23 protein-coding genes are annotated in these 20,763 nt (G+C 38.3%); 3 read left to right on the top strand and 20 right to left on the bottom strand.

Annotated features, from left to right (window positions below; genetic code table 11):
* Window positions 1-23: 23 nt before the first annotated feature.
* Window positions 24-206: a hypothetical protein gene (locus LGQ90_RS00235; protein ID WP_229336910.1), complete on the top strand. Its 183-nt coding sequence runs from the start codon at window positions 24-26 to the stop codon at window positions 204-206.
* A gap of 4 nt (window positions 207-210) precedes the next feature.
* Here the strand turns inward: LGQ90_RS00235 and LGQ90_RS00230 are convergent, their stop codons facing one another.
* The 14 genes from LGQ90_RS00230 to LGQ90_RS00165 form a co-directional block, all read right to left on the bottom strand.
* The gene (locus tag LGQ90_RS00230) at window positions 211-933 is read right to left on the bottom strand and encodes a response regulator transcription factor (RefSeq protein WP_089665180.1); all 723 of its coding nucleotides are present in this window, start codon (window positions 931-933) and stop codon (window positions 211-213) included.
* A gap of 4 nt (window positions 934-937) precedes the next feature.
* Window positions 938-2,515: a sensor histidine kinase gene (locus LGQ90_RS00225; protein ID WP_229336908.1), complete on the bottom strand. Its 1,578-nt coding sequence runs from the start codon at window positions 2,513-2,515 to the stop codon at window positions 938-940.
* A 64-nt stretch (window positions 2,516-2,579) separates the two neighbouring features.
* Window positions 2,580-3,173, bottom strand: a complete 594-nt coding sequence (gene coaE / locus LGQ90_RS00220; RefSeq protein WP_229336906.1) for a dephospho-CoA kinase — start codon at window positions 3,171-3,173, stop codon at window positions 2,580-2,582.
* The gene (locus LGQ90_RS00215) at window positions 3,170-4,111 is read right to left on the bottom strand and encodes a YbbR-like domain-containing protein (protein WP_229336904.1); all 942 of its coding nucleotides are present in this window, start codon (window positions 4,109-4,111) and stop codon (window positions 3,170-3,172) included. Before LGQ90_RS00215 ends, coaE begins: the two co-directional genes overlap by 4 nt.
* Window positions 4,104-5,120 (bottom strand): glycosyltransferase family 2 protein, encoded by a 1,017-nt coding sequence (locus LGQ90_RS00210; RefSeq protein ID WP_229336902.1) that lies wholly within the window; start codon window positions 5,118-5,120, stop codon window positions 4,104-4,106. The genes LGQ90_RS00215 and LGQ90_RS00210 overlap by 8 nt, the downstream gene beginning before the upstream one ends.
* Window positions 5,121-5,199: 79 nt before the next feature.
* Window positions 5,200-6,021 carry an enoyl-ACP reductase FabI gene (locus LGQ90_RS00205; protein ID WP_229336900.1) on the bottom strand — a complete coding sequence of 274 codons (822 nt, stop codon included), beginning with the start codon at window positions 6,019-6,021 and terminating at the stop codon, window positions 5,200-5,202.
* Between the two features lie 183 nt (window positions 6,022-6,204).
* Window positions 6,205-7,857: a DNA repair protein RecN gene (gene recN / locus LGQ90_RS00200; RefSeq protein ID WP_229336898.1), complete on the bottom strand. Its 1,653-nt coding sequence runs from the start codon at window positions 7,855-7,857 to the stop codon at window positions 6,205-6,207.
* A 58-nt stretch (window positions 7,858-7,915) separates the two neighbouring features.
* Window positions 7,916-8,806 (bottom strand): type IX secretion system protein PorD, encoded by an 891-nt coding sequence (gene porD, locus LGQ90_RS00195; RefSeq protein WP_229336896.1) that lies wholly within the window; start codon window positions 8,804-8,806, stop codon window positions 7,916-7,918.
* The gene (gene coaBC, locus LGQ90_RS00190) at window positions 8,799-10,007 is read right to left on the bottom strand and encodes a bifunctional phosphopantothenoylcysteine decarboxylase/phosphopantothenate--cysteine ligase CoaBC (protein ID WP_229336894.1); all 1,209 of its coding nucleotides are present in this window, start codon (window positions 10,005-10,007) and stop codon (window positions 8,799-8,801) included. The genes porD and coaBC overlap by 8 nt, the downstream gene beginning before the upstream one ends.
* Before the next feature lie 15 nt (window positions 10,008-10,022).
* The gene (locus LGQ90_RS00185) at window positions 10,023-10,352 is read right to left on the bottom strand and encodes a DNA-directed RNA polymerase subunit omega (RefSeq protein ID WP_229338510.1); all 330 of its coding nucleotides are present in this window, start codon (window positions 10,350-10,352) and stop codon (window positions 10,023-10,025) included.
* A gap of 11 nt (window positions 10,353-10,363) precedes the next feature.
* On the bottom strand, window positions 10,364-11,188 hold the full coding sequence (locus LGQ90_RS00180) for an outer membrane protein assembly factor BamD (protein WP_229336892.1): 825 nt from the start codon (window positions 11,186-11,188) through the stop codon (window positions 10,364-10,366).
* A 112-nt stretch (window positions 11,189-11,300) separates the two neighbouring features.
* On the bottom strand, window positions 11,301-12,176 hold the full coding sequence (gene dapA, locus LGQ90_RS00175) for a 4-hydroxy-tetrahydrodipicolinate synthase (RefSeq protein ID WP_229336890.1): 876 nt from the start codon (window positions 12,174-12,176) through the stop codon (window positions 11,301-11,303).
* Complete coding sequence (locus LGQ90_RS00170) at window positions 12,176-12,688, bottom strand: DUF6913 domain-containing protein (protein ID WP_229336888.1); 513 nt, start codon at window positions 12,686-12,688, stop codon at window positions 12,176-12,178. Before LGQ90_RS00170 ends, dapA begins: the two co-directional genes overlap by 1 nt.
* Before the next feature lie 121 nt (window positions 12,689-12,809).
* A complete protein-coding gene (locus tag LGQ90_RS00165; protein ID WP_229336886.1) occupies window positions 12,810-13,508 on the bottom strand; it encodes a hypothetical protein in 699 nt (232 codons plus the stop codon).
* Window positions 13,509-13,740: 232 nt separating this feature from the next.
* On the opposite strand from LGQ90_RS00165, the gene LGQ90_RS00160 reads away from it, so the two are divergent.
* Both LGQ90_RS00160 and LGQ90_RS00155 read left to right on the top strand, forming a co-directional pair.
* Window positions 13,741-14,496 (top strand): 5'-nucleotidase C-terminal domain-containing protein, encoded by a 756-nt coding sequence (locus LGQ90_RS00160; protein ID WP_229336884.1) that lies wholly within the window; start codon window positions 13,741-13,743, stop codon window positions 14,494-14,496.
* 4 nt (window positions 14,497-14,500) lie between these two features.
* Complete coding sequence (locus LGQ90_RS00155) at window positions 14,501-15,415, top strand: metallophosphatase (protein WP_229336882.1); 915 nt, start codon at window positions 14,501-14,503, stop codon at window positions 15,413-15,415.
* A gap of 4 nt (window positions 15,416-15,419) precedes the next feature.
* Here LGQ90_RS00155 and LGQ90_RS00150 read toward each other — a convergent pair whose 3' ends face one another.
* From LGQ90_RS00150 to LGQ90_RS00125, 6 genes are read right to left on the bottom strand one after another with little or no spacing between them, the layout of a single operon-like run.
* Complete coding sequence (locus LGQ90_RS00150; RefSeq protein WP_229336880.1) at window positions 15,420-16,091, bottom strand: M15 family metallopeptidase; 672 nt, start codon at window positions 16,089-16,091, stop codon at window positions 15,420-15,422.
* A gap of 9 nt (window positions 16,092-16,100) precedes the next feature.
* Window positions 16,101-18,095: an NAD-dependent DNA ligase LigA gene (ligA, locus tag LGQ90_RS00145; RefSeq protein WP_229336878.1), complete on the bottom strand. Its 1,995-nt coding sequence runs from the start codon at window positions 18,093-18,095 to the stop codon at window positions 16,101-16,103.
* A gap of 15 nt (window positions 18,096-18,110) precedes the next feature.
* Entirely contained in the window at window positions 18,111-18,782 is a 672-nt protein-coding gene (locus LGQ90_RS00140) for a VOC family protein (RefSeq protein ID WP_229336876.1), read from the bottom strand.
* 2 nt (window positions 18,783-18,784) lie between these two features.
* Entirely contained in the window at window positions 18,785-19,387 is a 603-nt protein-coding gene (locus LGQ90_RS00135; RefSeq protein ID WP_229336874.1) for an LOG family protein, read from the bottom strand.
* Between the two features lie 3 nt (window positions 19,388-19,390).
* A complete protein-coding gene (gene prmC, locus LGQ90_RS00130; RefSeq protein WP_229336872.1) occupies window positions 19,391-20,239 on the bottom strand; it encodes a peptide chain release factor N(5)-glutamine methyltransferase in 849 nt (282 codons plus the stop codon).
* A 15-nt stretch (window positions 20,240-20,254) separates the two neighbouring features.
* Entirely contained in the window at window positions 20,255-20,740 is a 486-nt protein-coding gene (locus LGQ90_RS00125) for a GNAT family N-acetyltransferase (RefSeq protein ID WP_229336870.1), read from the bottom strand.
* Between the last annotated feature and the right edge of the window lie 23 nt (window positions 20,741-20,763).

The raw sequence follows: 20,763 nt of genomic DNA, 5'->3' as shown, positions 1-20,763 counted from the left end.
TGCACTTATCAAATTTGGGCGTATTGGATGAACGCCATAAAGATAAGTATTGTAGGAAAACCGATCTTAAAATTATGCTAAGATTGGAGTACAGACTCAAAATGAGTCGGGGTAAGAAAAAATTCCGGGATAAAATTCAGGATAAGCTACCGCATCATGGGCAAACCCATGATGCAGCACCCTCCCGGAAACTGAAAAATATCTAACTTTTTAAGCTTCGGTCTCTTCCTTGTTCTTAACTACAAGTCTAAAGCCTTCACCGTGGATATTCAGGATCTCCACGTTCTCGTCTTTTTTCAGGTATTTTCTAAGTTTGGCGATATACACGTCCATACTTCTTGAAGTGAAGTAATTGTCGTCTCTCCAGATCTTGGTTAATGCCAGTTCTCTTGGCATCAAATCGTTCTCGTGTAAAGCAAGTAACCTAAGTAATTCGTTCTCTTTTGGAGACAGTTTTTGTGGTTCCTCATCTCTGAAAGTAAGGAATCTAAGCTTGGAATTCAGGTGAAAATCACCGATCTCGAATTCAAACTGCTTAGAGTCTGCCACGCTATCTGTAGCCTTACGCTGCATGATAGCCTTGATCTTCATTAAAAGAACTTCAGAATCAAAAGGTTTGTTCAGGTAATCATCTGCCCCAACTTTATATCCCTTAAGAACATCTTCTTTCATGGCTTTTGCCGTTAAAAAGATAATTGGCACTTCCTCGTTCTTATCACGTATTTCCTTAGCCAAGGTAAACCCGTCCTTATAAGGCATCATGACATCCAGGATACAAAGATCGAAATCGTCTTTTTTGAACTTTTCGAATCCTTCCATTCCGTTCTTTGCGTGGGTTACCTCGTAATCGTTCATCGCGAGGTAATCTTTAAGGACAGTTCCGAAATTCGGATCATCCTCTACTAATAAAATTTTTTTGTTTTCAGTTTCCATATGTTTAAGATATTAGTGGTAGTTTAATACTAAAGGTACTTCCTTTTCCTTTTTCGCTTCTTACAGTGATCTCTCCATGATGGTCTTCCACGATCTGCCGGGCATAAGCCAGACCTAATCCGTGACCTTTTACATTATGAATATCTCCTGTATGTTCGCGGTAAAATTTTTCAAATATTTTTTTCTGAACCAGTTTGGTCATTCCCACTCCCTGGTCCCTTATTTCACAACAGATATAGTTCTTTACATTCGTGGTGTAAATATCTATTTTAGGTGCATCTTCTGAGTACTTAATCCCGTTATCCAGAATATTTACGATCACATTCGTAAAATGATCCTGATTCGCTAAAATTGAAGAGCGTAAAGCTCCAAAATGCGTCTGAATATACCCGCCCCGATCTTCAACTATCAATTCAACATGCGACACGGCATCATTAATAATATCGTGCAGCTGATGTCTTTCCTTTTTAAGGTCGAGTTCATTTTTCTCCAGTTTTGAGATTCGCAATACATTCTCTACCTGGGCATGCATTCTCTTATTTTCATCCCTTATCATTTGCAGATAGCGGGAAACCTTAGACTGGTCTTCTATCACCTTAGGATTCTTAATAGCATCTAAAGCCAGGTTAATGGTGGCGATAGGTGTTTTGAACTCATGGGTCATATTATTAATAAAATCGGTCTTTATCTGTGATATCTGTCTTTGCTTGATCAGCTGTGAAAGTGCACTTGAATATGCGATCACGATGATCAGGGTAAAGATAATAGACAGTGATGCCATAAGGATCACTGAAGATAGCACCGCTTCTTTCTTATTGGTAAAATTCACCAGTAATTGATACTCGCTATTTCCGGCACTATCCATAAACAAAGGCACCGCATAGGTAGCAGGATGATCCAGACTAAAATTTTCAGAATGAATTCCTGTAGCTATAGAATTACTGTAAATTCCAAACTCAAATCCTGTCTCAAGATTTCTTTCTTTCAGTTCCTCACTTACCAGTTCATTGATATCCTCTTTTGTAACTCTCCTATGAACCGGCATTCTTACTACTAATTCTGAGATAGCTGAACGTAAAATATCCTTTTCCACCTCTTCCATACGGGAGATGCGTTCTATATGTTCTATTCGCTGCCGGGCACTTAAATTATTTCCGTCAAGCTGGTTATTCTTTACAATATCAGTTACCCGTTTATTGATCATTTTGGTAAACTGAATACTATCCTTGGCGAATTGTAAAAAGCCTGACGAAACCTTATAATCCTCTTCAAGAATTATTTCAGAATTAAAATAGGTTTCATTCCTTTTTTCATTCCTATTCGTGTAAAAATACTCGGTTAAAGTCCTGTCACTAAGCTTACTATTTAGACTGTCAGGATTTTTAAACTGAAAATAATATTGCTCGAATTCCCTGTTCTGAATTTCTTCAGAAACATTTAATAATAACTGCTTGGCATTGTAAGAAAACTGCTGTTCTCTATCATCTATAGTGCTTTTGATCCAGTAGCCCTGCACGAAAATAATGCCGATTAGGGACAAACTCATAAGAGCAACCAGAAGTACAAAAAGCTTCTTATTCATGCGGTCAAAAGTAAGATTTTAACATTTAGACATTAAAGTGTTTAACCAAATGTTAACAGAACTTCTAAGAATTTTTACCTGCTTTTAAGATTTGGTGATGTATATGTTCAACCTGTAGTTTTGTTTGGGCTAATTCCTTGTTATTTATTAGGAAATCGGCCATCTGGGATTTTTTCACATCATTCCATTGGTTGTTCATTCGCTCCTTAATTTCTTCTACAGAGCTGTTATCTCTTTTTTGAAGTCGATCAATTCTTAACTTTTGTGGAGCAGTTACCAGAATACTGAAGTCACACTTCTTGTAGCCCCCGGTCTCGAAGAGGATAGCGGCTTCATAAATCACATATTCTGAAGATTGATCTTTAAGCCAGGTTTTAAAATCCTTTTCCACGGCGGGGTGTATAATTTTATTGAGTTTGGAAAGAAGATCCTTGTCATTAAAAACTTTTGAGGCAATAAATTTTCGATCAGGCAAAGTATCCTGGTATGCCTCTTCCCCAAAAAGAGCAATAATTTCCTGACGAATTTCAGAAGAAGTATTCATCAGTCTTTTTCCCGCTTCATCAGCAATATAAATGGGAATATTCAGCTCCTTGAAGAAACCAGCTACGGTAGTCTTTCCACTTCCAATCCCCCCGGTTAAGCCTACAACTTTCATCGTTTTATAACAAATTGGATCCTGCGTTCATTTAATCTGATATTATGAATAAAGCCAGGTTTCTCCACCAGCTGGGCGATCATATAGTCATCCCCTTCATTTATATTTTTATAATCACAAACTAGTCTGAAATCTGCCGGACTTACGTTCTCAAAATTTTTCAGGTTCACCTGATAATATACCACTATGGTCTTCGGAAAATAGGCCAGGTTTAGATCTTCCGGCACATTTATTACCTCCACTGCTATCTCCACGCTTCCCTCGGTAAATTTCTCTACTTTCTGAGTATACTTAACGCTGTTATCATAGAAACTCAAAGCTCCAAGTCCAGAGGTATCTATAGCCACATTCCCATCCAGGTCTGTATTCACCTTATTTAATTTGATAGTTTTGGTAGGCACGCTTAACATACTGTCTATTATCTTCTCTGGCCCGCTCACCTTAACCGAATCTGGAGTTAATTTTACAGGATCATCTGAAGAATAACCCACCGCATAATTCACCTCGATATTAGGGATCACCTTGAGCATCTTCTCTTTTTTGAACTGAAAAGGAACCACGATCTCATTTTGAATGATTCGGGAATTTTCAAAATCTATCTTTAGCTGTTGCTCGATCTCGGTGAGATGATTCTGAAGACTGTAAACGAGTTCATTCTCTGTTTCCCTGGCTTTGGAAAGATCTATTTTAAGTTGCGGATTAAAGAACTTATAATAATAAATATTGAATCCGTTATCCTGTAACTGAAGGTCCACATGATCTGGACGTTCATCTGAAATACTTTTATCCAGGGGAGTATTTACATAATTTACAGGAATCTCGATAAGCTGTGTATAGGTTTTGGAGAACTGTACCAGCACCCAGACTATGGCAGAGAAAATCAGAAAAAAACTAAATGTTTTTACGCTGGTCCTTTTAAATCTTGGTTTTCTAAGCACTGCTCTCTTTTTTAAAAAATAACTGCGGAAACTCTTTTTCCGGCTGTCGCTTCAGAAGGAATATTTTAAAGGTGGAAATTAAAAATCCGATCCCATATCCTGAAAACTGAACACATACCGCCCTTATTGCGAGTAACCCAATATAAATACTTTTATTTTTTATCGCAGCATCTATGCCAATAATTAAAAAATAAATTAAATAACAGCCCATAAAGAACCACCCACCAAGTAAAGCGACCAGGACTGAAAACAGGAAACCCAGTATAAAAAGTGTCGGGAACCAATAGGTGATCTTTGCAGAACCGGGATGCCATTTATTTAAAACAGGCCTTACCAGCCCAAATTTCTTAACCTGGGTATAGAATTTATCCCAGTCTATTCTTCGCTTATGAAAAACTTTTGCTTCGGGTATAAGGCAGATCTTAAAGCCGGCTTTTTTTAATCTCAGGCTAAGATCAGGATCTTCACCGGGATGAATTTGACCAAATCCATTACTCGCCTCAAATGCCTTTTTACTAATTCCCATATTAAAGCTACGCGGCTGAAATTCGTTCACGGCTTTCTTGCCTCCTCGAATTCCACCGGTGGTAAAAAAAGAGGTCATGGTATAATCTATAGCTTTTTGTACATCGCTAAAAGAAGCATGCGCGGCATCTGGACCACCAAAACAGTCGCAATAGCTCGTGGAAAGAAAATTATTTACCTCCATTAGGTAATTTTCCGGAAGGATAACATCTGAATCCAGGATCAGGTAATAATTGGCTTTCGCTTTTTTCATACCGTAATTCCTGGAATCCCCGGGACCGGAATTAGACTTGTAGTAATAACTAATATTGAGATCTTCTGAAAAGTTTCTCACGACCTCATCAGCTCTTATACTGGAGCCATCTTCTACAATTACAACCTCAAAAGAAACCTTTGAAATAAGTTTCCTCATACTTTCCAGCAGCTCCCTGATCTCATCAGGACGGTTATATACCGGAATTACAAAGGAATATTCTGGTTGCATGTAAAGGGATTAAAAAAGAAAACTGCCGAAATCTGATCTATTAAGATACAGTTTTCCGGCAGTAAAATATAAATAATTTCTAGTCTTCGTCCTCGGTAAACTTTTCCATCACCTCCTGGCTAACTCCTGTATTGGAGAATCCACCATCATGGAATAAGTTTTGCAAAGTCACTTTTTTGGTAAGATCTGAGAATAAGGTCAACGTATAGTTTGCACATTCTTCAGCCGTAGCATTTCCTAGCGGAGACATTTTTTCAGCAAAAGCGATAAAACCGTCAAAACCTTTAACTCCCTGTCCGGCAGTAGTTGGAGTTGGTGACTGAGAAATAGTGTTCACTCTTACTTTTTTGTCTTTTCCGAAGAAATATCCAAAACTACGTGCAATAGATTCCAGATAAGCTTTGTTATCTGCCATATCGTTATAATCTGGAAATACTCTCTGAGCCGCCATATAACTAAGGGCTACTATACTTCCCCACTCATTCATCGCATCCTTTTTGTAAAGAACCTGCATGGTCTTGTGGAAAGAAACGGCTGAAACATCCCAGCCTTTAGTAGTATAATCATAGTTCATATCTGTATAGTGATTCCCTTTTCTCACGTTAACAGACATCCCGATGGAATGAAGCACGAAATCTATCTTTCCTCCCAGGATCTCCACAGCCTTTTCTACAAGATTCTCAAGGTCTTCAACTTTAGTGGCATCGGCAGGAATGATCTCTGATCCGGTTTTTTCAGCAAGATCCTTAATACTTCCCATTCTCATGGCAATAGGTGCATTTGTCAGAACAAATGTTCCACCTTCTTCTTTAACTTTTTCAGCTGTTTTCCAGGCAATAGAATTCTCATCTAAAGCTCCAAAAATGATTCCTCTTTTACCTTTAAGCAGGTTATATGACATGTGATTTTTATTTTGTGGTTGTTAAGCCTGTAAATATAGCAAAGTTGTTGGAATTGACCCGCCAGTTATCAGTTATCAGTTATCAGTTATCAGTTATCAGAAAATAAAAATTTCATCGTACAGTAGAAAGTTTTCTTTATAACTTTTCACTCTTCACTCTTCACCTTTCACTTTTCACCCCTTTTAATTCAGTAATGCTTTTGCATGAGCCCTGGCTGAATCGCTTTTGGTATTCCCTCCCAGCATAAGTGCCAGTTCTTCTATACGCTCATTTTCCTCCAATTTCACGATCTTGGTTTGGGTGGCGACCTCATTATCTTCTTTAAAGATCTTAAAATGGGTCGCCCCTTTTCCGGCAATTTGGGGCAGGTGTGTTATAGCGATCACCTGCATATTAACTCCCATTTTTTGAAGGATCTCGCCCATCTTTTTAGCGATCTCCCCGGAAACCCCTGTATCTATCTCGTCAAAAATGATGGTAGGCAAATTGCTTTGTGCCGCCAGGATACTCTTTACCGCAAGCATGATTCTGGATAATTCCCCTCCTGAAGCCGCCTTTTTGATCTCCTTAAAACTGCCGCCCTTATTCGCTGCCAGATACCATTCCAGTTTATCCCGGCCATTGGCCAGGAATTCTGTTCCCTGCTCCAGTTCAATATTCAACCGGGCATTGGGCATACCCAGATCTTTCAATATCTGTTCGCTCTGTTCTATAAACGCAGGGATGATCTTCTCCCTGTTATGATGAAGTTTATTGGCTGTTCGGCCTATGAGGTTTTCCTGTTCTTTGATCGCGGCCTGAATTTCAGTTAGAGCAGATTCAGCATTCTCTGTTACTGAAACTTTTTCCTGAAGTGAACTTATAATTTCCAGAAGTTCTTCCACATTTTCAGCATTGTGCTTTTTCTGAAGGTTATAGATAAGCTGAAGTTTCTGGTTCACTGTTTCCAGCTCTTCCGGGTTCGCTTCCACCCTATCCAGGGCATCAGTCATTTCAGCTTCAAGATCGTCCAATTCTATAATTGCACTTTGAATACGCTCATGAAAATTCTCGTAATTCGCCGAAAATTTGGCGATTTTCGAAAGATTTAACCTTACCGCTTTCAAACTCTCCAGGCTCCCTACTTCTTCCTGCTGCAATAAATTTATCGCCGAACTCAGGTTTTCGGTAAGTTCTTCCACATTGTTCAGCTCTTCATAACGCTCTTCCAGCTCCTCCAGCATTCCCCCCTTTAAATTGGCTTCCTCAAGCTCATTCAGCAGAAATAAATTATAATCATATTCTTTAGCTGCCTGACTTTGTTGTTCTTTAAGTTCTTCAAAACGATTCAGCAGCACTTTATAATCCTTTAATTCTTTCTTATACTGCAAGATGACCGATTCATTCTTAGCGATAGTATCAATTACATTGAATTGATAATCTGCATTTCCAAGACTTAATGTCTCATGCTGACTATGAATATCTATAAGGTATGTTCCCAGTTTTTGAAGGGCGGTAATTTTAACCGGAGTATCATTTATAAAAGCCCTTGATTTTCCAGAAGGAAGGATCTCTCTCCTAATGCTGCTTTGCTGCTCATAATCCAGATCTTCCTTTTTAAAGAAATTTTCAAGTTTATAATTTGAAATACTGAAGCTGCCTTCTATCACGCACTTTTTTTCTGTATCGCGAATAGAGCCAAAATCAGCCCGGTCACCAAGTAGAAGACCTAAAGCACCCAGCATGATAGACTTACCTGCTCCGGTTTCACCGGTTATTATAGTAAATCCCGGCAGAAGACCAATATTGATATCTTCAATGAGGGCGTAATTTTTTATAGAAAGAGATGTAAGCAAATCGGTTAAAATTTGTGCTAAATATACGGGAGAAAAAAATTGAAATCAACCTAAATACCTACTGAATATTTCTCCAGTTCCTGGCATACCTGGGAGCGATATTATTAAGGGATTCTATAAGCGCTGCGCTCTCATCAAAAGCCGGACCTCCGGAATAAATGGAAGAAATCTCATCTGCTTTTGCATCCAGAAATGTTCTTAATAATAAGGAGTTGTTTCGGCGATTATTCATAACCTCCAGATCATTTATAGCTTCGGCCACCGCATCTTTTCCTGCAAGCACGTCTTCATGCATCACGTCCAGGCCTAAACGATGATATTTGTACAGCGCCGTTCTGTATTCAATATAGGTATTCGCAAGTAGATCGGCATTCAACCTGAATCGTGAACTTTGACCATCTGCTCCCCTCCATCCCCGGGAATTACCCTGCTGGGCGTTGGTTACAATTCTATTTGCTTCTTCGTAGTATTCCGTTCCGCCTTCAGGAGCAAAAGTATCTGCATCCATTCCTAAAATGGTGTATACATAAAAGGAAATGACTGATATTAGATTGGAAGTATAATTATTCTGGCTATAATTAAGCGGTTGATACTCCCGGTAGCTAAATCCAAACTGTTCGTCATTGAAGTTAAAAACAGGTGTGATAAGCGAAGTGCCGTATACAGGTCTTGAGGATTGCACTTGAATAGTGCCGTTAAAACTTTCTCCATCAAAATTATTGATGGTAATGAACATACTACAGTTAATACGTTCGTGATTCTGAAAGTTCCTGTCGGTCCAGGTGGTTTGATTTACAAATTCATTTAAAGCACGCTCCAGGGTCTTAAAAACAGAAAGATTGGTTTGCCCGGTTTGTTCAGCATTTACAATGACCTCACAACTAAGTTGCTGCGCAGTGCTCAGCTGCAGGCCAACAAAAAATAGTATGAATGTAAATATCTTACGCATCAAATAATTCTATGATCTCCTTTAAAATATCGCCGGCAACTTCTTTTTTGGTTTTAAGGTCAAAATCTTTTTTCCTGTCCGGGTAAATAATACTTATTTTATTAGTATCGCTTTTAAATCCTGCACCTTTATCGTTAAGTGAATTTAAAACAATAAAATCAAGATTCTTCTTTTTGAGCTTTTTTCTTGCATTCTCAAGTTCGTTATTGGTCTCCAAAGCAAAACCGATAAGCTTCTGATGACTTTTTTTCTCTCCCAGACTTGCCAGGATATCTTCAGTTTTGGTCAATTCCAGAGTGAGCGACTCCTCATTCTTTTTGATTTTTTGATCTGCTACCAATTTCGGCTTATAGTCTGCTACCGCAGCTGCAGAAACAAAAACATCTGTATTATCAAAATTTGAATGCGCCGCCTCGTACATTTCCCTGGTACTGGTAACCCTGATCAAATTGATGTTTTTTTCATCTATACTTAAATGCGTAGGCCCGGAGATCAAAGTAACTTCTGCACCAAGTTTCATGGCGGCTTCAGCTATTTCATAACCCATTTTCCCGCTGGAATGATTTCCTATAAAACGCACGGGATCTATAGCTTCGTATGTTGGGCCGGCGGTAATGAGTATTTTTTTACCTTTTAAAGGCAGAGCTTCTGAATAATAATTTTCAATAAATCGAATGATCTCTTCAGGTTCAGCCATTCTGCCTTCACCGTGTAATCCACTGGCAAGTTCTCCATCTCCTGCCGGGATCATGATATTTCCATATTCCTGCAGTTTCTGAAAGCTGTTTTTGGTAGAAGGATGTTTGTACATATCCAGATCCATTGCCGGAGCAAAAAAGACAGGACATTTAGCTGAGAGATAGGTAGCCAGTAGAAAATTATCACTGTTGCCCGAAGCCATTTTGGAAAGTGTACTGGCTGTAGCAGGGGCTATAAGCATGAAATCGGCCCAAAGGCCGAGTTCAACGTGATTATTCCATTTTGCGTTTTCATCTTCCTCATCTGTAAATGAAGAGAAAACTTCATTCTTAGAAAGCGTGGAAAGTGTAAGCGGAGTGATAAATTCTTTAGCAGCAGGTGTCATTACTACTTTAACATCTACACCTGCCTTTACAAATAAACGTACTAACGCGGCTGTTTTAAAAGCGGCAATACCACCGGTAATACCCAATAAAACTTTCTTGCCTTTAAGTACAGACATATTTGAGTCCAGATTCTATTCTTGGATATCTTCTTTAGTGTTACGGTAGTAGATCTTGTCGTCTAACCATTCCTGAATTGCCAGAGACTGTGGCTTAGGCAATCTTTCGTAGAATTTTGAAACTTCGATCTGCTCCTTATTTTCAAAGATCTCGTCCAGAGAATCGTTATAAGTAGCAAATTCATCAAGCTTCTCCAATAATTCTTTCTTTATTTCACCATTGATCTGCCCTGCTCTTTTAGCAACTATTGAGATCGCTTCATAAATATTTCCGGTTGGAGCATCTACTTTATTCCTGTTAATAGTAGTAGTGTTTACCGGTGCATCAATTTTCTTAAAATCCATCATTCCTAAAATTAAAAATTCTGTAAGCGTTTATCTATCTCTAATAAAGAATCTTCCAATTGCGGAATGTATTCCCCTTCAGGATAGTATTTTTTGTAAGATTCGTAAAACTCCTTCGATTCCAGCAATCGCTCTTCCATCAAAACTTCAAAACTGTTAATGGCAAGCTTATATGCTGAATCAAACCTGTAATAATAAGCAGCTTCTCTAAAAGGAGAACCTGGATAATCTGCAATAAAATTATTAAAAGAAGCGATAGCCGCTTTATAAAATTCTGTATGATGATATTGCTTGGCGATCTCGTAAGCTTTCTTTTCTAGCTTTATAAGTAATTCTGTCGCCATTTTATTCGCATCTTCATTGAATTCGCCTTCAGGATATTTATTTAAATAAACCTGCAGTTCCTCAATAGCTTTTCGCGTATCTGTTTGGTCAAGATTGTATCGCGGAGAACGATAAAAGTATGAAGCAGCCGATTTGTAAGAAGCTTCTTCTGCTTTTTGACTGGTTGGATACAATTGTAAAAATCTTTCAAACTGAAAAGGAGCATTATAATAATCTCCTAACTGGTAATACGTATCTCCAAGTAAAAAAACAAGTCTTTCTCCCTGTGGTTTACCACGAAATTCAGGCTCAATTTGCTCCAGTAACCTTAAAGCTTTTCTAAGCTTTTTATTACTATCTTCTTTTTTGCCTTCATTATATAATTTTTCTGCTGCCGTATATTTGGGAGCAGTTTCTTCGCTTTTAAGCAGCTTTTGATATTCACCACAGGATATGGTTAGCATAAGCAGACCTATAACAAGAATTCCTTTTTTCATGATACGTAAAAACATCTGGCAAAAATACATTTTTTGTTACTATAAAAAAAACTTTCCTAAACTACTCAAATAACCCTGTAATCAAGAGTTTATTGTAACTGGAAAGTTCTTTTAATGAAAATATAATCTAGAAATTATCTACAAAGTGGTTGATCCTGCTTTGTAAATTTTCACTTGCTTCTACCAGAGGAAGTCTCAATGTGTTGCTTATCATTCCTTTTTTTGCAAGCAAGGCTTTAATCCCGGCAGGATTTCCTTCGGCAAAAATAAGGTCTATGGAAGGAGCAATTCTATAATGCAGTTTATAAGCTTTTGAAACCTCTGCATTAAGTCCGGCTCTAACCATATCTGAAAATTCTTTGGGAAGACCCTGACCAATTACAGAGATCACGCCTCTTCCCCCCGCAAGTGTCATGGGTAAAGTGATCATATCATCACCCGAGATCACCATGAAGTTTTCTGGAACCAGGCTTATGAGTTTCATAGCCTGGACAATATCCCCGGCAGCTTCTTTAATGCCAATCACGTTATCCAGATTTCTGGCAATTCTGTTTACCGTTTCAGGTAAAATATTCGACGCAGTTCTTCCCGGAACATTATAAATGATTATGGGAAGTGGAGATGCTTTTGAAACCGCTTCAAAATGACGATAGATGCCCTCCTGGGTGGGCTTATTATAATATGGAGAAACTGAAAGTATCGCATCAAATCCCTCAAGATCGGCGGTTTTAAGCTCCTCCACCAATCCGGCGGTATTATTTCCTCCAACACCGAGAACTAAAGGTAATTTTCCAGCATTGGCCTCTTTTACCACCTTTTTTATCAATTCCTTTTCGTCACCGGTAAGGGTGGCACTTTCAGCAGTGGTTCCCAACACCACAAGATATTCTATCCCGTTCTCTATCTGATCTTTTACCAGATTGCTTAAAGCTTCTGTATCTACAGACAAATCCTCTTTAAATGGAGTAATAAGTGCTACTCCCGTACCTATAAAGGCTTCCATCAATTATTCTTTTTTAAGATTTCTATATATTTTAAAACTTCCTCCTGAAAAACATCTATACCTTTTGTTTGAACCTCAACGTCATAGATCTCATATTCATCTGGAGAATTTCCAATTTTCACGTTAGCATTGGCTTCAGCAGCCAGCAGGGATCCAATTTTATTTTTTTCAGAAAAATAACAGATAAGAAAACTAAAATCTTCCTGTAAAAAATTCCGTATTGCTTCAGCTTTAAATTTACCTGAAATTGAAACCTCCCTGGGAATCAAAATATCGGCATTCAGCTCATCTGCCATTTCAGCCGGGATGCCACAAAACACGATTTTGAAAGACTCCTTTTTAATACCGATCAATTTATAAAGATCTGTGAGTCCCCTCTTAGATTGAAAATTTTCAGCATCAATTATCAAACCGATTTTTCCTGAATTTCTATTCGATGAAAAAGCTTCCTTCCTTAAATGTCTTTTTATCCTGTTCGAACAGATTATATTTTTCAGCTTTCCAGAGATCATTCTCTAAATTTTGTGGCGCAAATGTAAATAATTTCTATCAGGAAAAAAGAAGTTTATATACTCCTAAACATTGATAGATATTGGAATTTAACAGCTTTATTATTTTTGTTAAATCTTAGAACTAAACAAGATTTATTAGTCTTAACTTCCTCTCTTTAGTAGAAAAAAACCGGAAAGCCATAATTATAGCTATCATGCTCAGAAAATTTTTCACGAGAAGCACACTTGTATCCGGAAGATAGAAAAAAGCCATATCTCTTAATATATCGGAAATCACCAAACCCATTACCACGATTATGAAAAAGACAGATTTTCTTGAATAGGAATTAAGATAATAAATGAGGGCTACTATAGATAGCACTAAAAGATTTATATAGTATGCCGAGTAAAATCCAAGTTCTATTATTCCGGCCATGTATATCTCAAGCTCCTGTAAATGCTGAAATACAAAATACGCATTCACGCCTATCAGTAAAAAAAAGAATACCAGCATAAATTTATTAGCGGTCTGCCTCTCGGTATATTTTAATGCTTCCCTTATCAAAAAGAAGTAGGATACCATTCTTAAGAGAACCGAGACCAGATAGAATAAGCCTTCATTTTCAAAGAAGCTCAACAAGATAGCAAGAATACTCAGGCCTAGAAAAGCTGATAAATTTAAATTTTTAAAATCCAGTTTTTTTGAAAAACCCAGGATCAAAGGAATAAATATCAAAATTTCCCCTAAATGTGCCAGCCAGGGGGTATGATTATATACCGCATAATGATTAAGAAAAATTAAAGGCAGGCAGATTAGAATAGCAAGCTGTCTAGGTTTCATAATTTAGAAATGGTGGCGCAAATATATAAAAAAATGGCAATTATTATGATTTGTTTAATCAATGGCAATAAATTCGTTAAAAACAATAAATTTCACCGTACTTTCACAGGTTATTTTCAGAATAATTAAAATATAGTTTCAATCAAAAAGTTGAATTAGTCCCTGTTCACCGTCTCAGGTTTAAACCGGTAAAAAGGATTAGTTTTTTATATTTGCGGAATATTTTCAGGCTATGAAATTATCCAAATTACTTTTACTTGCTTCTACTGTATTTATTCTTTCATGCAAAACCGAAAAGACAGAAGTTGCCCGAATAGATACCCAGCGTATTGCGGTTGATAACAGCTTTCAGGAAGATTCCCAAATATCTGAATTCATAAGTCCTTATAAGGAACATCTCAATGCCACGCTGGATTCAGCCCTTGCTTACAATCCTAGTTTACTATCTAAAAACGAGGGTGAACTCAATACAGCAATTGGAAATTTAATGGCCGATGCAGTTTTGATCCAGGCCAATCCTGTATTTAGAAAAAGAACCGGCAAAAACATTGATATGGTATTGCTCAATCATGGTGGAATTCGAGCGGTAATCCCGGCAGGAAAAGTTACTTCAAGAACAGCTTATCAAATAATGCCTTTTGAAAATGAAATCGTGATCGCCGAACTCACCGGTAAAAAGATCAAAGAAATGCTGAAGTACCTGGAAAAAGCGAAAACAGCTCATCCCGTTAGCGGAATAAAGATCCTGGCCGATAAAAATTATAAGACTATAAAAGCCACTATTAATGAAGAAGAGATAGAGGATGATATGACCTATTTTGTCGCTACTTCAGATTACCTGGTCAATGGCGGAGATAATATGAATTTTTTCAAAGATCCTGTAAATCTCTACGGGGCAGATTATAAGATAAGGAACGCGATGATAGATTACTTCAAAAAAACAGATACTATCAAAGCCAAAATAGACGATCGATATATTAAAGAATAGCCTTATGAAAAGAAGAGAATTTATTCATAATACTGCCGCAGCTACTGCATTTGTAGGTATCGGAGGCCTTTCGGCTATATCGTTCAGGCCTGAAACAAAAAAGCATATAACCATATTACACACCAATGACGTTCACAGTCATATTGAGCCTTTTGGACCTGATGAAGGGAGAAATGCCAATCTTGGAGGAGTAGCCAGAAGAGCGACTTTGGTTGAAAAGATCAGAAAGGAAAACCCACATACGCTTCTTTTAGATGCCGGGGACATTTTTCAGGGAACCCCATATTTCAATTTCTACGGGGGAGAACTCGAATTCAAATTGATGAGCATGCTTAAATATGATGCGGCTACCATTGGAAATCATGATTTCGACAATGGCATAGACGGTCTTTATGCTCAGTTACCGCATGCGAAGTTTCCTTTTATAAGTTCCAACTATGATTTTAGCAATACCATCATGGATGGGCATGTAAAAGATTATCAGACCTTTGTTCGGGATGGCGTTAAGATTGGAATTTTTGGTCTGGGAATTGAATTGAACGGACTCGTAAATGATAGCCTATATAAAGAAACCAGGTATTTGGATCCCATTGAGATCGCGACGGACAGGTCGAGAATCTTAAAAGAAGAAGAAAATTGTGATCTGGTGATCTGCCTTTCTCATTTAGGTTATGAATATTCCAGCAGTAATAAGGTTTCAGATATTAAACTGGCCAGAGCTACCGAAAATATCGATCTTATCATTGGTGGACACACCCATACATTTCTGGAAAAACCAACTATTGAAAAGAATAAGGCTGGTAAAAAAGTACTGGTAAATCAGGTTGGCTGCTTTGGAATCTATTTAGGCCGGATTGATTTCTACCTGGATTCAGAAAATAATATTGAAGCTGACGGAGTTAAGATCGCTATAAACTAAGCAGCTACTTTACCGGAAAATCAAAATAAGTATTGGGGTAAGGCTCCATATTATAAGTATAATGCCACCATTCTTCGGAATAAGATCTGAAACCATATTTGCGCATTGTCAAACGTAGGAGCTCTCTGTTCCCTTTCTGATCTTCTGAAATCTGCGAAGTATTATGATGGGAGATCTCTCCAAAAAAATCGTACGTACTTCCCATATCTACATTCTTACAATCTGAAACCCTTATCATGGTAAGATCTACGGTACTTCCCCGGGAATGCCCAGATCTGGTAGCTATATAGCCTAACTGAAAAAGATCTTTCTTAGCAACTTCCGGATAGAATTCCGCTTTTTTTAGGGTATCTCCCTCGTCTCTGGCCCATTCCATTAAATGGTTTACCGCACGTTGCGGTCGGTAAGCATCGAAAATCTTGAGCATATAATCTTTTTGAATTAGCTCGTTTTGAACTTTCGCGAGCGCTTTAGCAGCAGGTTTACTTAAGATAGCCCGGGGATTTTCGTATCCGGTTATCGGCTTTCCTACAAAGTTATTTTCTCCAGCGTATCTTATTTCGCAGACCACATCCGGGATTACCTCATCGATATACACAAAACCTTCCGGTATTTCCTGGGCCTTTGCTGTAGAAAATATCATAAACGATAATAGGGATAACAGAAGATTTTTCATTACCTGAATTTATTCTAGCATTTGAAGAAAATCATCTTCACTGATAATCGTTGTTCCCAGCTTTTCAGCCTTGGCTAATTTACTCGGCCCCATATTGTCGCCGGCAACCAGATAATTGGTCTTCGACGAAATAGAACTGGAAACTTTACCCCCATTATCTTCAATAAGCTTCTTTAGGTCATTCCTGGAAACTTTTTCAAATACCCCGGAGATCACAAAGCTATTCCCTTCCAGGATATTGGTTTGATTTGCCAGTTTTTCTGCAGAGATCTCTAACTGAATTCCATATTCTTTCAGTTTTTCAACATGTTCACGGTTAGCCTCTGTTTTAAAGAAATCAACCACGCTCCAGGCAATACGTTCGCCAATTTCATCCAGATTTACCAGTTCCTCTTCAGAAGCGGCCATTAGCGCATCTATACTTTTGAAATGTTTCGCCAGCTTTTTAGCTACGGTCTCTCCCACATATCTTATTCCCAATGCGAAAAGTACCCGTTCGAACGGGATCTCCTTGGATCTCTCAATGCCATTAATAAGATTTTCAGCTGATTTTTCTGCCATTCTCTCTAATGGAAGTATGTCTTCTTTTTTAAGGGTATAAAGATCGGCGTAGTTCTCAATGAGTTCAGCATTCACAAGAAGTGCAACAGTTTCACCGCCAAGGCCTTCAATATCCATTGCTTTCCTGGAGATATAATGCTGAATACGACCTATAATTTGTGGCGGACAACCATTCACATTCGGGCAGTAATGCTGTGCCTCCCCCTCATTTCTAACCAATTCTGTATTACATTCAGGACAATGAGTCGCGTATTGGGTGGGGTCTGAATCTGGATCTCGTTTGGTGAAATCAACTCCCACAATCTTTGGAATGATCTCGCCTCCTTTTTCCACGAAAACGGTATCCCCTTCCCGAACATCCAGTTTCTCAATCTGATCTGCATTATGCAGGGACGCCCTTCTTACCACGGTTCCCGCTAAATGAACTGCGTCAAGATTGGCCACTGGCGTGATCGCTCCCGTCCTGCCAACCTGGTAGGTTATCTTATTTAATTTTGTTGATTCCTGTTCAGCCTTAAACTTATAAGCTATAGCCCAACGCGGAGATTTTGCGGTATTACCCAATTCATCCTGTTGATGAAAATCGTTCACCTTCACCACTACCCCATCAGTCTCGTAAGGCAGATCATGACGATGTTCATCCCAGTAATTAATATACTGTAACACTTCCTCAATAGATCCCTTTAATTCAGATTCCCCAGGCACCTTGAAACCCCATTTTCTGGCTTTCTCCAGACCTTCGAATTGGGAAGCTATCCCGATATTATTTCCTGTGATAGTATATAAAAGACATTCCAGCGGACGCCTGGAAACCTCCGCGCTATCCTGAAGTTTCAAACTTCCGGACGCAGTATTTCTGGGATTTGCATAGGGTTCTTCGCCAATATCAACTCTTTCCGCATTCATTTTTGCAAAACCTTCGTAAGGCAGAACGATCTCTCCGCGAATGTCAAATTTCTCCGGAAAATCACCTTTCAATTTCAAGGGAACAGATCTTATGGTCCTTACATTGTTCGACACATCATCCCCCTGAAAACCATCCCCACGGGTTACTGCACGCTTTAGCATTCCATCTTCATAGGTGAGACTTATAGAGGCTCCGTCATATTTCAATTCACAAACAAATTCCACCTTTCCTTCCACGATCTTCCTGATCCTCGTTTCCCAATCTTCCAGTTCTTCTTTGGAATATGAATTTGAAAGGGAATACATTCTGTTTTCATGAACCACGGTTTCAAAACTCCTGGTAACCGCCCCGCCTACTCTCTGTGTTGGTGAATTAGCATCTTCAAACTCTGGATGCTCTTGTTCAAGCTTCTGCAGCTCCTGCAATTTCATATCAAATTCATAATCGCTGATCTGAGGTTTATCCAACACATAATAATTATAATTATGTTGCTGAAGTTCCTCGCGAAGTCCCTGAATTTTCTTTTCGACGTCCATGTAAATTATTGGTATTTATATTTCTGAAATTTCCAGCTCATCATTGCTGAAGTTCATTTGATAATTCTTTGACTGATGTTCAAATTCCACCTGAAAATCTGAAGAATAAGCTTTGTCTCCAGTAGGGAACCAGTCTTTTTCATTCTTATTGATCGTAATTATAAGTCCGGAAGCTTCTCCAATGGCGCAAAATATCTCCAGGCCGCCATCAAATTTATCCAGACCACATTCCAGTTTCATCTTCTCAAATTTCTGCTGAAGATCATTCGTAGCCAGGCCTATTTCAGCTAGACCCACAATATTAGAGGGGTCAAAAATGGCTGATTTCGGCTTGCTAAAATCCCTCCTGGAAATAAATTCCATGATGTTCTTATCTTTATCATGAAAGTAGACAGACATCGCCTGCCAGTTGCTAAAATCTACTATTTTCTTATCATTGAACTCCAGAATTTCTCTTTTCCCCTCTAACCACGCCACTGCTTCTTCTTCCTGCCTGTCCGGGATATGAAATGCGATATGATATGGGGTGGCTTCTTCTTTATATTCAAATCTCAGCACCGAATAACCCACTTGCAGTTCAAAGCTATCTTCAGAATAATTATTCACCGAAAAATCCAGGCGATCCCTGTAGAACTTTAACTGGGCTCCGATATTGCTGCTATATATAGTAAGCTTTTTGATCTTCATGACTATGTTTGATTTTTATTCATCCATTTCGGAACAGGTTTAGGCTTAAAATTTCTCATCTTACCTAAAAGTTCATCAAAATCATCTGAAACCAGTAGAATTTCCAGATTATCCTTTTTTAACAGGCCTTTTGAAGTCATTTTATTCAACATATTTATAAGGTCATCATAAAAGCCGTTGATATTTAAAAGTCCAATAGGTTTCCTATGCAATCCCAATTGTGCCCAGGTAACGATCTCAAAAAGTTCTTCAAAAGTTCCAAAGCCACCGGGCAGTGATATAAAAGCGTCGCTCAGTTCATTCATATTAAGTTTTCGCTCATGCATATCCTGAGTGGTAATGAGTTTATCCAGCCCTGTATGTACCACCTCCTTTGTTTTCAGAAAATCGGGGATCACGCCAGTAGCTTTTCCACCGTGATCCATTAATCCTTTGGCCACCTGGCCCATTAAACCAAGTTTACTCCCTCCATAGACCAATCTTATATTTTCTTCGGCCATTCTCTTTCCCACAACATAAGCCGTATCAAAGATTAACTTATCATTTCCATCGCTGCTTGCACAGAAAACAGCCAGGTTATGAATATTATTCATTTTTTCACTCATTATTTATTTCTTGATCGCTTTCAACATACGGTAGTTTCCAAAAATATCCTTTTTAAGTTCGGCTTCAAAACCACATCGCTCCACCAAAGTTTTTGTTTCTTCAGATAAATACTGGTTGATCTCAAAATAGAGGCTTCCACCTTTATTTAAAGCTTCACTGGCAAGTGTAGCTATCTTTTTATAAAAGATGAGGGCATTCTCATCTTCCACGTATAAAGCCAGCTTAGGTTCGTGTTCCACCACATTTCTATGCATTTCCTTTTTCTCAAGTTCTCTTACATAAGGCGGATTGGAAACTATGATATCAAACTTATCAGTTAGAGTGTTAACTTCCAGAATATTCATCTTTTCGAATATTACCTCGGCAACATTTAAACTGGCATTACTTTTCGCTATTAGCAAAGCTTCGGAAGAAATATCCACAGAAAAAACTTCTGAATTCTTCAATTCTTTTTTCAGACTTATAGGGATACAGCCCGTACCGGTCCCAATATCCAGGATCTTAAGTTTTTTATCCAGCTGCCGGTGGTCTGAAATGATCCAATCTACCAGCTCCTCGGTTTCCCGTCTTGGAATAAGTACGTCTTTATTAACTAAAAATTCTCTTCCAAAGAATTCTGTACTTCCGGTTATATACTGAATGGGTTCATGATCTTTTAATCTTTCCAGTGCATGTTCAATTTTAAGCTGATCTTCTTGCGAAATTTCATGTTCAGGATTCAGAGCTATATCCAGTCGACGCATGCCCAGATATTTTTCCGTAAGAATATAGAAAAATGAAAGGATCTCAGTTGAAGGAAATTCATCTTTTAACCCGTTTTCAAATTCATTTTTTAATTGAGAAAGCAACATGAGCCAAGGTAGGATTTACAAATCTTTGATCATAAACACAGTACAATTATAATGTCCTGTATTTCCTAGTGGTTTTTCAATTACTTCAAAACCATTCTTGTGGTAAAGTTTTCTGGCATTTTCCATATAAGGCAATGTCTCTATATAGCATTTTTCAAAGCCTTGTTTCTTTGCAAAATCAAGGCATTTTGTGATCATTTCCATGCCTATTCCTCTTCCCCTTGCCTCAGGAAGAAAATACATTTTTTGCAGCTCACAGATCTTTTCTTCTTCGCCGGTAAGCGGAGCGATCCCGGCACTCCCGATGATCCTGGAGTTTTCCTCGACTACCATATAAACCATTTTTTCGCCTTCATAAGTCTGGGTCATATCATCCAGCGCTTTATCCTCGTAAGCGGTTCCTACTTTTGGAACTCCCATTTCAACAAGTACATTTCTAATTAATTCTTTAACCTGCTGATTGTCTTCGGGTTTAATTTCCCGAATTTTCCATGTGTTCATTCTGCCTAATTAATTCTATTTTT

This window comes from Christiangramia sediminis, from assembly GCF_020552705.1.
Classification (GTDB): domain Bacteria; phylum Bacteroidota; class Bacteroidia; order Flavobacteriales; family Flavobacteriaceae; genus Christiangramia; species Christiangramia sediminis.
This window is presented reverse-complemented; position numbering and strand designations above follow the sequence as displayed.